Annotated in this window: 12 protein-coding genes; 6 read left to right on the top strand and 6 right to left on the bottom strand. The window is 63.9% G+C overall.

What is annotated here, in order from left to right:
- Positions 1 to 12: 12 nt before the first annotated feature.
- Both JYG36_RS06115 and JYG36_RS06110 read right to left on the bottom strand, forming a co-directional pair.
- Positions 13 to 1,446: an aldehyde dehydrogenase family protein gene (locus JYG36_RS06115; protein ID WP_213603371.1), complete on the bottom strand. Its 1,434-nt coding sequence runs from the start codon at positions 1,444 to 1,446 to the stop codon at positions 13 to 15.
- Complete coding sequence (locus JYG36_RS06110; RefSeq protein ID WP_213603369.1) at positions 1,443 to 3,080, bottom strand: 5-guanidino-2-oxopentanoate decarboxylase; 1,638 nt, start codon at positions 3,078 to 3,080, stop codon at positions 1,443 to 1,445. Before JYG36_RS06110 ends, JYG36_RS06115 begins: the two co-directional genes overlap by 4 nt.
- 113 nt (positions 3,081 to 3,193) lie before the next feature.
- On the opposite strand from JYG36_RS06110, the gene JYG36_RS06105 reads away from it, so the two are divergent.
- On the top strand, positions 3,194 to 4,075 hold the full coding sequence (locus JYG36_RS06105) for a LysR substrate-binding domain-containing protein (protein WP_213603367.1): 882 nt from the start codon (positions 3,194 to 3,196) through the stop codon (positions 4,073 to 4,075).
- Here the strand turns inward: JYG36_RS06105 and JYG36_RS06100 are convergent.
- Both JYG36_RS06100 and JYG36_RS06095 read right to left on the bottom strand, forming a co-directional pair.
- Positions 4,069 to 4,683, bottom strand: coding sequence for an NAD(P)-dependent oxidoreductase (locus JYG36_RS06100; protein ID WP_045197520.1), 615 nt, complete (start codon positions 4,681 to 4,683; stop codon positions 4,069 to 4,071). The genes JYG36_RS06105 and JYG36_RS06100 overlap by 7 nt on opposite strands.
- A gap of 30 nt (positions 4,684 to 4,713) precedes the next feature.
- Positions 4,714 to 5,595, bottom strand: a complete 882-nt coding sequence (locus tag JYG36_RS06095; RefSeq protein ID WP_195884927.1) for an MBL fold metallo-hydrolase — start codon at positions 5,593 to 5,595, stop codon at positions 4,714 to 4,716.
- 105 nt (positions 5,596 to 5,700) lie between these two features.
- Between JYG36_RS06095 and JYG36_RS06090 the strand changes: the two genes are divergently transcribed.
- Both JYG36_RS06090 and JYG36_RS06085 read left to right on the top strand, forming a co-directional pair.
- Complete coding sequence (locus tag JYG36_RS06090) at positions 5,701 to 6,609, top strand: LysR family transcriptional regulator (protein ID WP_045197516.1); 909 nt, start codon at positions 5,701 to 5,703, stop codon at positions 6,607 to 6,609.
- A 71-nt stretch (positions 6,610 to 6,680) separates the two neighbouring features.
- Positions 6,681 to 6,854 carry a hypothetical protein gene (locus JYG36_RS06085; protein ID WP_176794223.1) on the top strand — a complete coding sequence of 58 codons (174 nt, stop codon included), beginning with the start codon at positions 6,681 to 6,683 and terminating at the stop codon, positions 6,852 to 6,854.
- Here the strand turns inward: JYG36_RS06085 and JYG36_RS06080 are convergent.
- Positions 6,847 to 7,725: a helix-turn-helix domain-containing protein gene (locus tag JYG36_RS06080; RefSeq protein ID WP_093379957.1), complete on the bottom strand. Its 879-nt coding sequence runs from the start codon at positions 7,723 to 7,725 to the stop codon at positions 6,847 to 6,849. The genes JYG36_RS06085 and JYG36_RS06080 overlap by 8 nt on opposite strands.
- A gap of 168 nt (positions 7,726 to 7,893) precedes the next feature.
- Here JYG36_RS06080 and pobA point away from each other — a divergent pair, with 168 nt between their 5' ends.
- Positions 7,894 to 9,087, top strand: coding sequence for a 4-hydroxybenzoate 3-monooxygenase (gene pobA, locus JYG36_RS06075; RefSeq protein ID WP_093379954.1), 1,194 nt, complete (start codon positions 7,894 to 7,896; stop codon positions 9,085 to 9,087).
- Positions 9,088 to 9,219: 132 nt separating this feature from the next.
- Positions 9,220 to 10,623 carry an MDR family MFS transporter gene (locus JYG36_RS06070; protein WP_213604354.1) on the top strand — a complete coding sequence of 468 codons (1,404 nt, stop codon included), beginning with the start codon at positions 9,220 to 9,222 and terminating at the stop codon, positions 10,621 to 10,623.
- A gap of 49 nt (positions 10,624 to 10,672) precedes the next feature.
- Here JYG36_RS06070 and JYG36_RS06065 read toward each other — a convergent pair whose 3' ends face one another.
- Entirely contained in the window at positions 10,673 to 11,305 is a 633-nt protein-coding gene (locus JYG36_RS06065) for a TetR family transcriptional regulator (protein ID WP_045197509.1), read from the bottom strand.
- 259 nt (positions 11,306 to 11,564) lie between these two features.
- On the opposite strand from JYG36_RS06065, the gene JYG36_RS06060 reads away from it, so the two are divergent.
- On the top strand, positions 11,565 to 12,716 hold the full coding sequence (locus JYG36_RS06060) for an efflux RND transporter periplasmic adaptor subunit (RefSeq protein WP_093379951.1): 1,152 nt from the start codon (positions 11,565 to 11,567) through the stop codon (positions 12,714 to 12,716).
- Position 12,717 lies beyond the last annotated feature (1 nt).

The raw sequence follows: 12,717 nt of genomic DNA, 5'->3' as shown, positions 1-12,717 counted from the left end.
AGCTATCGCGGCCTACACCGCCCTGACTACGTGCTTGATCTCCTGAAACGCACTCAAGCCCCAAGGCCCCAGCTCCCGTCCCAGGCTGCTCTGCTTGTAGCCACCCCAGGCCGTCTGCGGGAAAATCACTTGCGGCGCGTTGATCCACACCAGCCCTGCCTGCAAGGCATTGGCGACCCGTTCAGCCGCCTGCAAGTCCCGGCTGAGTACACTGGCCACCAAGCCGAACTCGGTATCGTTGGCCAGCGCCAGCGCCTCGGCTTCGGTGGCAAACGAGCGCACACACAGCACCGGACCGAAGATTTCCTCTCGCCACAAGGCGCTGTCCAGTGGCACCTCGGTGAACACCGTCGGGCTGACAAAATAGCCGCAAGGCAGCTGCGCCGGCCGTGAGCCGCCACACAGCAACTGCGCCCCTGCTTGCAGGCCTGCGGCGATATGCGCCTGCACCCTTTGGTACTGGGCCTGGTTGACCAGCGGCCCCATTTCGCTGTCGCCGCTGAACGGCTCGCCGACGCGAATCCCTTCGGCGCGGGCCTTCAGGGCATCGATAAATGCCGGGTACAGGGCTTCGGCGACCAGCACCCGGCTGGTCGCTGAACACATCTGCCCGGCATTGAAGAAGCCACCAAGGCAAGCCAGCTCCACTGCCAGTTCGAGGTCGGCGTCCTCGAGCACCAGCAACGGCGACTTGCCGCCCAGCTCAAGGCTCACGCCCTTGACCGTTTCCGCCGCGCGCTGCATGACCTGCACACCCACCGCATTGCTGCCGGTGAAGGAAATCTTGGCAACACGCGGATCGGCCGCCAGCGGCGCGCCCACTGCAAGGCCAGTACCACAGACCAGGTTGAACACCCCGTGCGGTAGCCCCGCTTCGGCGATGATTGCCGCCAGTTCCAGCTCGGCCAGCGGCGTGACTTCCGACGGTTTGAGCACCACGCAGCAGCCGGCCGCCAGGGCTGGCGCGAGCTTCCAGGCGGTAGTGACCATGGGGAAGTTCCACGGCACGATCAAGCCGACCACGCCGCACGGTTCACGGCGCACCCGGGCGACAAAGTCTTCGCTGGGCAGCGCCACCGAGCGGTCACGCCCGAGGTTATCGGCGAGTTCCGCGTAATAGCGGAAAGTGGCGACGACATCATCGACATCGATATGGGCTTCAGCCAGCGGCTTGCCGTTGTTGCTGGCTTGCAACTGCACCAGGCGCTCGCGGCGCGCTTCGACGCCCTCGGCAATGGCCCGCAAGATCGCCGCACGGGTCGGCCCGCTGGAGGTGGACCACTCAACAAACGCAGCCTGGGCAGCCAGCGTTGCCCGTTCGACGGCTTCAGCGTCACCCCCGGCAACTTCCGCCAGCACCTGCTCGTTGCTCGGGTTGATTACCGCCAGCGCTTGCGGGCCATGCTGCCAGACGCCTTCGATATAGATGCCAGGCAGCTTGATCATGCGGGCACCGCCTGCATCCAGGTGGCCTGGTCGATTTCGATCAGGCTCGGGCCTTTGCGATCGCAAGCCTGGCGCAAGGCTTCACGCAACTGGGCAAGGTCACCCACCGATTCGGCGCTGCAGCCCAGGGCCTTGGCCACGCCAATAAAGTCAGGGGTGTAGATGTCGACACCGACCGGTTCGATGGCGCGGTTGACCATGTAGCGCTTGATCTCTTCGTAGCCCTGGTTGTTCCACAACAGCACGATCAGCGGCACCTGCGCCTCACGGGCACTGGCCAGCTCCGGCAGGGTGAACTGCAAGCCACCGTCACCGATCAGGCACACCACCGGCGCGCGCTCGGCCGCCACTTCAGCGCTACCCAGCCAGGCGCCCATGGCTGCCGGCAGGGCGTAACCGAGGGTACCGTAGCCGGTCGAGGCGTTGAACCAACGCCGCGGTTGGTCCATGTCCAGGGTCAGGTTGCCGGTGTACACCGGCTGTGTCGAATCGCCGACCAGCACTGCGCCGGGCAGGGTTTCGAGGAGGGTTGTGAGCATGCGCGTCTGGCTGCGCATCGGCAGGTCGCGCTCGGCTTGCAGCACCTCACGCAGGTGCGCGGCACGGGCCGCACCCCATTCGGCGCCGCGCACCGGGGCCGGTTGCTCGGCCAGGGCGACCAGCAGGGCCTGGGTGGCGATGGTCGAATCGGCGACCAAAGCGACCTTCGGCGGGTAGTTGCGCACGGTCTGGTCGGGGTCGATGTCGATGCGCAGCAGCTCACCGGGGATCTCGAAACCGCCCTTGAAGGTCACGTCGTAGTCGGTCTCGGCAAGCTCGGTACCGATCGCCAGCACCACATCGGCCTCGGCGACCAGGGCGCGGGTGGCCACCAGCGACTGGGTCGAGCCGATCTGCAGCGGGTGGCTGGCCGGCAGTACGCCCTTGGCGTTGATGGTCAGCGCTACCGGGGCCTGCAGGTATTCAGCCAGGCGAGTCAGCGCGGCGCTGGCGTCAATGGCGCCACCTCCGGCGAGAATCAGTGGCCGCCGGGCGGCAGCGAGCATGGCGGCCATTTGCGCAACCGGCGCAGGCGCGGCGCCAGCACGGGCGATACGCACTGGCGTACAGGCCAGCAGGTGATCGGCGTCTTCGACCAGTACATCCAGCGGAATCTCGATATGCACCGGGCGTGGCCGGGCGCCATCGAACACGGCAAAGGCACGGGCCAGCACCGACGGCAGGTCATCGGCGCTCATCAGCGTGTGGGAAAACGCCGCCACACCGGCCACCAGGTTGCCCTGCGCCGGCAACTCGTGCAGCTTGCCGCGCCCACCACCCAGCTGGTCGCGCGACTGCACGCTGGAGATCACCAGCATCGGGATCGAATCGGCATAGGCCTGGCCCATGGCGGTGGTGATGTTGGTCATGCCCGGGCCGGTGATGATGAAGCACACACCCGGCTTGCCACGGGTACGGGCATAGCCGTCAGCCATGAAACCGGCGCCTTGCTCGTGGCGCGGAGTGATGTGGCGGATGCTCGAGCCTGCCAGCCCGCGATAGAGTTCCACGGTATGCACGCCGGGAATTCCAAAGACATGGTCTACGCCATAGCCTTCAAGGAGTTTGACCAGTACTTCGCCGCAAGTCGCCATGATCGTGTGCCTGTAATTGTTCGGGAAACAGCCTGTATTGGACCGCCCGACGGCTACCTGCACAATGCAAAAAAGCTCATACTAGCCATGTTCCCAAGTCATGGCTCAAGCTGATGAAACGCCTGCCTCCATTGCCTGCGCTGCACACCTTTCTGGTCACCGCCCAGTGCTGCAACTTCACCCGCGCCGCGCAATTGCTGCACATCACCCAGGGTGCGGTGAGCCGGCAGATCGCCGGCCTTGAAGAGCACCTGGGTTATCCGCTGTTTTTACGCCAGGCCCGCGGCCTGAGCCTGACCCGCGAAGGCCAGGACTGGCTGCCGCGGGTGCAGCAGGTGTTCGCCCTGATCGAGGAAGGTGTGCAACAGGTCGGGGCGCGCAGTACCACCTTGCAGCTCAAAGCCCCGACCTGCGTGATGCGCTGGCTGCTGCCACGGCTGATGGAATGGCAGGCGCTGCGCCCGGACGTGCCGGTGGAGCTGACCACCACGGTGCAGCACGGGGTGGATTTTCGTCGGGAAGTGTTCGATGCGGCGGTGGTCTATGGCGCCCGGCCCAACCATGGCCTGCAGACCCAGAAGCTCTTTGATGAACAACTGACGCCGGTGTGCGCGCCGCAACTGCTGAGCGGCGCCCTGCCCTTGCAACAGGTCGCCGACCTTGATCAGCACATGCTCCTGCACCCGACCCGCGACCAGCGCGACTGGAATGCCTGGCTCGATGCCGCCGGGGCGAACCTGCCCCGGCAGGGCAAGGGCCAGCATTTCGAAACCCTGGACATGGCCATGTCCATGGCCTCTCAGGGCACCGGGGTGGCCATCGGCGACTGGTCGCTGATCGGTGATGACCTCAAGTGCGGACGGCTGGTGATGCCGTTCCCGCTCAAGGTCAGCACTGGCCAGGCCTATTACCTGGTGCGACCGCAAGGGTCGGCTTCAGCGGCTTTGCTGGAGCTGCTCGCCTGGTTGTGCGAGCAGGCCCAGGTGCCTCAGTAACCGACGGTGAAGCGCTGGCGCGAGTGTGCCGGTTTCTCTACTTCATCGAGCATGGCGATAGCGTAGTCGGCAAAGCTGATCCAGCTCTTGCCGTCGGCGCCGATCAGCAGGTGATCCTTGCCCAGTTTGTAAGCGCCGCGGCGCTCACCTTCGACGAACTCGGCCGAAGGCGAGAGGAAGCTCCAGTCCAGTTCCTGTTCCTGACGCAGAGTGTCAAGGTAGTGGCCGCCGGCGGTGGCTTCAGCCTTGTAGGCCTCGGGAAAGTCCGGGCTGTCGATGACCTTGTGCCCCGACGGCAGCAACAGGCTACCAGCCCCGCCTACTACCAGCAGGCGCTTGACCCCGGCGCGCTTGACCGGCTCGATGATGGCCTGCGGCTTGATGCTGGAAAAGTGTGCGGCGCTCAGTACCACGTCGTGGCCAGCGACTGCCTGTTCAAGGGCGGCGGCATCGCTGACGTCCAGCGCCACGCTTTTCACCCTCTCACGCCCCTGCAGTTTCGACGGGTCTCGGGCAATGGCGGTAACGCTGTGGCCGCGGCGCAGGGCCTCTTCCAGCAACTGGCTGCCAGCACGGCCGGTAGCCCCAATGATTGCGATCTTGCTCATGGACATTCTCCAGTCAGGATTGAACAACGCTTACCACTTCATCTCGCCCTTGGCGACCTTGGCGCCGAGCTCCAGCGAGCTCTCTTCGCCCAGGTCCGGGTAACGTTTTTTCATCGCCGCGATCAGTTCGGCGGCGTTGCCAGCCTTGGCGGTTTCTTCGTCGAAGGCCCGGATATAGTCCGCAGTGAACTGCACCGCCTTGAGCGAACGGCTGCTCTGGCCCAGGTAGTGGCCAGGGATCACGGTGTCGGGCTTGAGCTGCTCGATACGCTTGAGGGTCGCCAGCCAGTCCTTGTGCGATTGCGCCGACTGCGTGTCGGCCATCCACACGTGCAGGTTCTCGGCGACTACCACGCCACCGACCACCGCCTTGATCGACGGAATCCACACGAAACTGCGGTCCGGTTGCGGGCCGTCGAGGCCAACCACTTGCAGGCGCTGGCCTTCAAGCTTGAGCTCGGTACCTTGCAGCACTTGCGGCACGATCAGCTTCGCCGGCTTGTCGGCGCCCATCTGCGGGCCCCAGTAGGCCAGCTTGCCATCCATGGTCTGCTTGATATGGGCGACGGTCGCCGCCGAGGCCACGACTTTGGCCTTGGGGTAGGCGTCGGTCAGGGTCTGCAGGCCGAAGTAGTAGTCCGGGTCACCGTGGCTGATATAGATAGTGGTCAGTTGCTTGCCGCTCGCTTGCAGCTTGGCCAGTACCTGCTCGGCCTGGGCCTTGCCGAACTGGGCGTCAACGAGGATGGCGTCATGCTTGCCGCTGACGATCACCGAACTGACCGGAAACAGGGCATTGCTACCCGGATTGTAGACATCCAGGTTAAGCGGCTCGGCGGCCGAAGCCTGGGCCATGACCCCAAGGGTGGCAAAGGCGAGCAACAAGCGGCGCAGGGAGAACGAACGAGGCATCAAGGTGATTCCTGTGAAGTGGGCAATGAGCAACAGCTTAGTTGCACGATCCGTCACAAAAAATGCGATGCTTAGGATTAGTTTGTTTCTGAAAGCGGGCAAATCATGGATCGTCTGACAGCAATGCGGGTCTTCGTCAGCGTGGTCGACCTGGGCAGCCAATCGGCTGCCGCCGACCACCTGGAACTCTCCCGGCCGGTGGTTTCCCGCTACCTGGCCGAGCTTGAGGACTGGGTCGGCGCGCGCCTGATGCAGCGCACCACCAGGCGCCTGAGCCTGACCGCCGCCGGCCAGGAAACCCTGCCGCGCTGCCGGCAGATGCTCGAGCTTGCCGGCGACCTGCAGGCCGCGGTCAGTACCCCCAACGATGCGCCGCGCGGCGAGTTGCGCATCAGCGTCAGCACCTCGTTCGGCCAGGCACAGTTGATGGACGCCGTAGCCGACTACGTCAAACGCTATCCCGGGGTAAAGATCGACCTGCAGATGCTCGACCGCACAGTGAACCTGGTGGATGAGCGCATCGACCTGGCGATCCGCACCAGCAACGACCTGGACCCGAACCTGATCGCCCGGCGCCTGAGCGTATGCCGCTCGGTGATCTGCGCCTCGCCCGCCTACCTGCGCCAGCACCCGGCGCCGCAGCAGGTGCAGGAGCTCAGCCAGCACAACTGCCTGACCCATTCTTACTTCGGTCGCAGCCTGTGGCATTTCGACGTGGCTGGCGAGGTGGTGTCGGTACCGGTGCAAGGCAACATCAGCGCCAACGAAGCCATGACCCTGCAACGGGCGGCGCTGGCTGGCGCCGGTGTGGCCATGCTGCCGACCTACCAGGCTGCCGGCGCCCTGCGCAGTGGCGAGCTGGTTCGCCTGCTGCCCCGGGCCAAGCCGCGCGAGCTGAACCTCAACGCTGTGTACACCTCGCGCAAGCACATGCCGGCGACCCTGCGCAGCATGCTCGACTTTCTCGCCGAGCGCTTTACCGCCGAGCCTATCTGGGACCAGGACCTGCTCTAGACGGGCACACCCGGCCAAGCTGACCTATGCTTTGAATAGCACCTGTAGGTGGTTGGCAGGAGGTGAGCATCATGGGCGTCAAATCCAGAAAATGCGCCGTTATCTGTGCCATGGCCGCTGTGGTCGGCTTGTATGCCACCGCCGCCTGGCGGGTTGAACAGATCCGCAATCAGCCCTACTCCGCCGCCAGTTGCAGCCTGGCGCACTGCGTGCCGCACACCGCGACGCTGAGCGCACTCAAGTAGGTGATTGCCCGGGCTGGTGACGAAAGTCACTGGGCGCCTTGCCGGTCAGGCGGCGAAAGAACCGCGAGAAATACGCAGGGTCGGCAAAGCCCAGGCTGTCGGCCAGTTGCTTGATGCTCAGGCTGGTGTAGATCAGCTCGCGCTTGGCTTCGAGCAACAGGCGTTGATGGATGATCTGCAAGGCCGACTGTCCGGCCAGTTCGCGGCAGATGCTGTTCAGGTGCGCCACCGAAATCCCCACCTCATGGGCCAGCGCCTCGACGCTCGGCTGCTGACGAAACTGCTGCTCGACCAGCGCGTTGAAGCGCTCCAGATACTCACGTCCGCGTGCCACCGCCAGGCCTTGGCCATGACGCTGCAAACATTGGCGACTGATCCACACCACCAACAGGTTTATCAATGAGCGCAACTGCAAATCGCGCCCGGGCAGGTCCCGCTGGTACTCCTGCTGCAAGGCGCTGAACAGGCTGTAGAGATAGTTGCGATCGTCGCCTGCCAGGTAGGTGCCGGCCTGGGCCAGGGCCGCTGGTGCGCCGGCCAGTTGCGTGTGCAGCAGGTTGACCAGCGGCGCCGCCAGCGTCACCACGTAGCCGTCGACATCGCTGGAAAAACGAAAGCCGTGCACGCACAGCGCCGGTACCACCTGGATCGCGGCCTGTTCCAGGCGCCGCACCTGGCCTTCGACTTCGATCTCGGCCTGGCCGGCATAAAGGAACAGCAGTTGGCACAGATCGGCGTGCCGATGGGGCTCGATTTCCCAGTCGTGCAAGCGGCTGCGCGCCGGGATCGACTCGCAGTGCAGCAGGTCCGGGGTCGGCCACTGCAACTGTTCGCCATACAGTTTGAATACCGGTATCGACGCCTTGCTCATTGATCAACTGGCTCCAGGGCAATGCCCGATAATCGCACTGATTAGTGAAAAGTCCTGCTTCCTGCGGTTTTTATCCCTTCTTCGCCCGTCTTTCCAAGCGAAAAATGCAAGCACAACAATCATAAGCTGCTTTCGGCCCTGCGCTGAAGCTTGCCTGGGATAACAACCATGAAGACTCAAGTCGCCATTATCGGTGCCGGCCCTGCCGGACTGCTGCTCGGCCAGTTGCTGCACAAGGCCGGGATTGCCAACGTCATCGTCGAGCGCCAGAGCGCCGACTACGTGCTCGGGCGCATCCGTGCCGGGGTGCTGGAACAAGGCATGGTCCAATTGCTGCGCGAAGCCGGCGTCGGTGCGCGCATGGACGCCGAGGGCCTGCCCCACAGCGGTTTTGAACTGGCCTTCGACGGGCGCCGCGAACACATCGACCTCAAGGGCCTGACCGGCGGCAAAGGGGTGATGATCTACGGCCAGACCGAAGTCACCCGTGATCTGATGCAAGCGCGCCAGGCCTGCGGCGCCGTGACGGTCTATCAAGCCGACAACGTCCGGCCCCATGATCTGAAGTCCGAGCACCCTTACCTGACCTTCGAAAAAAACGGCGAAGTACTTCGCCTGGACTGCGACTACATTGCTGGCTGCGACGGCTACCACGGCATCGCCCGGCAATCGATTCCCGCCGAGGCGCTGAAGATTTTCGAGCGGGTCTACCCGTTCGGCTGGCTCGGCGTGCTGGCCGATACCCCGCCGGTCAGCGACGAACTGGTGTACGCCCGCCACGAGCGCGGCTTCGCCCTGTGCAGCATGCGCTCGCCGACCCGCACCCGCTATTACGTGCAGGTGGCGGCTGAAGAAAAGGTCGAGGACTGGTCCGATGAGCGCTTCTGGACTGAACTGAAATCGCGCCTGCCCACGGATCTTGCCGAGCGCCTGGTGACCGGCCCGTCAATCGAGAAAAGCATCGCGCCGCTGCGCAGCTTCGTCGTCGAACCCATGCAGTACGGCAAGCTGTTCCTGCTCGGAGACGCCGCGCACATCGTCCCGCCCACCGGCGCCAAGGGCCTGAACCTGGCGGCCAGCGATGTCAGCACCTTGTACAACATCCTGCGCAAGGTCTACGGCGAAGGTCGCACCGATCTGCTCGAGCGCTACTCGCAGATCTGCCTGCGGCGGATCTGGAAAGCCGAACGGTTTTCCTGGTGGATGACCTCCATGCTGCATCGATTCCCGGACAGCGACGCCTTCAGCCAGCGTATCCAGCAAACCGAGCTTGAGTATTACGTGAGCTCCGCAGCCGGTCGCACAACACTGGCAGAAAACTACGTCGGCCTGCCCTACGAGCCAATCGAAGAAGACGCTTAGCAAGCTATCGAGTAGACTGGTCAGCACCTGTTCCCGCAGCGTAACGGCTGCGGGCTTCACCTGCCCCCGAGCTGGCCCGTGACTCAACTGAACACTCCGCAACCGGTGCTGCGCAGCGTGCTCGTCGCGCTGATGCTGGCGATCTTCCTCGGCGCCCTCGACCAGACCATCGTCGCCGTGTCGATGCCGGCGATTTCGGCGCAATTCAACGACGTTGGCCTGCTCGCCTGGGTGATTTCCGGCTACATGGTGGCCATGACCGTAGCGGTACCGATCTACGGCAAGCTCGGCGACTTGTACGGCCGGCGGCGGATGATTCTTACCGGCACTGCGCTGTTTACCCTGGCGTCGATCTTCTGCGCACTGGCGCAGAACATGGAGCAACTGGTGCTCGCGCGGGTGCTGCAGGGTATCGGCGCCGGCGGCATGGTCTCGGTCAGCCAGGCGATCATCGGCGACTTCGTGCCGCCGCGCGAACGCGGCCGTTACCAGGGTTATTTCAGCAGCATGTACGCCCTGGCCAGTGTCGCCGGGCCGGTGCTGGGCGGAGTACTCACCGAATACCTGTCGTGGCGCTGGGTGTTCTGGCTCAACCTGCCGCTGGGCCTGACCGCCTGGTGGGTGACCCGCCGAGCCCTGCGCAGCCTGCAAGTGCCTACACGCAAGGCGCAGGTCGATTACCTCGGCGCCGCGCTGCTGATTCTTGGCCTGGGCAGCCTGCTGCTGGGCATCACCCTGATAGGCCAGGGCCAGCCCTGGGATTCTGCGCAAGTGGCCAGCCTGCTCGGCTGTGCGCTGATCGGCCTGCTGCTGTTCGTACTGCATGAACAGCGAACCGCCGAACCGCTGCTGCCGCTCAAGCTGTTCGCCAATCGCATCGCCACCCTGTGCTGGTGCACGATTTTCTTTACCAGCTTCCAGGCCATCTCGCTGACCATGCTGATGCCGCTGCGCTACCAGAGCATCACCGGTGCCGGCGCCGACAGCGCCGCGTTGCACCTGCTGCCGCTGGCCATCGGCTTGCCCATCGGCGCTTATTGTGGCGGCCGCATGACTTCGCACACAGGGCGCTACAAACCGCAGATTCTCGGCGGCGCGCTGCTGATGCCGTTTGCCATCGTCGGCATGGCCTTCAGCCCGCCGCAGGCAGCCTGGTTCAGTGGCGTGTTCATGTTGTTGACCGGCATTGCCTCGGGCCTGCAGTTCCCCACCTCGCTGGTGGCAACCCAGAGTGCGGTAGAACCGCGAGATATCGGCGTGGCCACCAGTACCACCAACCTGTTCCGCTCACTGGGCGGGGCCATGGGCGTGGCTATCATGTCCACCCTGTTGCTGGCGATGCTGGCCCGGGGCGGCTTGAGCCTGGCCGGCGATGCCCTGCTTGGCAGCCTGCAGGCCGGCGAACCGACCGCGGCAATGCAGGCTGAATTGCTGCTGACCTTTCGCAACCTGCTGCTCGGCAGCGCGGCAGTTTCACTGCTGGGGCTGACGGCGGCGCTGGCCTTGCCTGACAGACAATTGCGCGGCCGCCCGTAAGACCTTATAACTGACGTGGAAACAAATGATCACAAAGCTTCACAAAGTCTCATTTGCGCAAGGCGGGGCTCAAGCGCAGCATATCCAGCCCGGTATCGATCCACTGCTCGGCCTGGTTGAGCAGGTCGAAGCTGTCGGGCAGCAGTAGCCAGCGGCGAATCAGTCCGTCTATATAGGCATAGATGGCCAGCGCTGCGCGCTCTGGGTCCACGTCGGCGGGCAGTTGCCCGCGCTTGACTGCATTGCCCAGCGACAACGCAATATGGGCATGACATTCGATCGTCGAGGCCTGCCGTTGCTGGCGGATCTCGCACATATCATCGGTGAACTCGCATTTGTGATGCAGAATTTCATTGATTCGCCGGGTCTTCGGATCGAGCACCATCTGGTGCATCAAGCGTACCAGCAGCTTGCGCATGCAGCCGAGCGGGTCGAGTTCATCCTCGCTTTCGCTGGCCCGGGCCAGGGCGTCCAGCGGCTCGTGCAGGCTGTCGAGCATGGCCTGCACCAGTTCGGCCTTGTCGTTGAAGTGCCAGTAGATAGCACCGCGGGTCACACCCGCCTCCTTGGCGATATCGGCCAGGGTGGTACGCGCTACCCCGCGCTTGTAGAAGGCCTTTTCCGCAGCTTCGAGAATCTGGGCGCGGGTTTCCTGGGCTTCTTCTTTGGTTCGACGGACCATGGCAGTACAACCTCATCAGGCCCGGGCACGCACGCAGGGTGCCTGGGAGTCGGGCCGGGTCAGCCTCTGCAGGCTGTTACCGGCTGTATTAATTTGGGGGCTCGCATTGGCTGAACACGTCGCCTGCGAGGTATTTACAAACAACCATGAATGTAAGTATATTCCTTAGCAAGCTATTTATCCACTCGACAGCATTTTTTATAGCGCACCCTTTCCATTATTCTTGAGCGTCTTCAGCTCTTGCGACCCGAGGATCTTCATGCAATTCAAGCCAGCTGTTACCGCTCTGGTTTCCGCCGTCGCCCTGGCAACACTGCTCAGCGGCTGTAAAAAGGAAGAGGCGGCGCCTGCGGCGCAAGCTCCTCAGGTCGGCGTCGTAACCCTGCAAACCCAGGCCTATACCCTGACATCCGACCTCCCCGGCCGTACCACTGCGTACCGCATCGCCGAGGTTCGCCCACAGGTCAACGGCATCATTCTCAAACGTCTGTTCAAGGAAGGCAGCGAGGTCAAAGACGGCCAGCAGCTGTACCAGATCGACCCGTCGGTGTACGAGGCGACCCTGAACAGCGCCCAGGCCAACCTGCAATCGACCCGTTCGCTGTCCGAGCGTTACAAGCAGCTGGTCAACGAACAGGCTGTCAGCCGCCAGGAATACGACGACGCCCAAGCCAAACGTTTGCAGGCTGAAGCCTCGCTGCGCAGTGCCCAGATCGACCTGCGCTACACCAAGGTCCTGGCGCCTATCAGCGGCCGTATCGGCCGCTCTTCGGTAACCGAAGGCGCGCTGGTCAACAACGGCCAGGCCGAAGCCATGGCCGTTATCCAGCAGCTCGACCCGATCTATGTCGACGTCACCCAGTCCTCGGCCGAGCTGCTCAAACTGCGCCGCGAGCTGGAAAGCGGCCAGTTGCAGAAGGTCGGCGACAACGCCGCCAAGGTCACCCTGACCCTGGAAGACGGCAGCACCTACGCCAAGGAAGGTCGCCTGGAGTTCTCCGAAGTCTCGGTTGACCAGACCACCGGCTCCGTGACCCTGCGCGCCGTGTTCCCCAACCCCGAGCACAACCTGCTGCCGGGCATGTTCGTGCATGCGCGCCTGGCTGCCGGGGTCAACAGCGCCGCCATCCTCGCGCCACAGCAAGGCGTGACCCGCGACCTCAAGGGCCAGCCGACCGCGTTGATCGTCAACAAGGACAACAAGGTCGAGCTGCGTCAGCTCAAGGCCAGCCGTACCGTCGGTAGCGACTGGCTGATCGAGGAAGGCCTGAACCCGGGCGACCGCCTGATCACCGAAGGCCTGCAGTTCGTCAAGCCGGGCGTCGAGGTCAAGGTCAGCGAAGCCACCAACGTCAAGCCTGCCCAGCCAACCCAGGCCAATGCAACGACTGCAGGGGCCAAAGGGGAGTAAA

Origin of the sequence: Pseudomonas sp. SORT22 (assembly GCF_018417635.1) — a bacterium.
GTDB lineage: Bacteria > Pseudomonadota > Gammaproteobacteria > Pseudomonadales > Pseudomonadaceae > Aquipseudomonas.
This window is presented reverse-complemented; position numbering and strand designations above follow the sequence as displayed.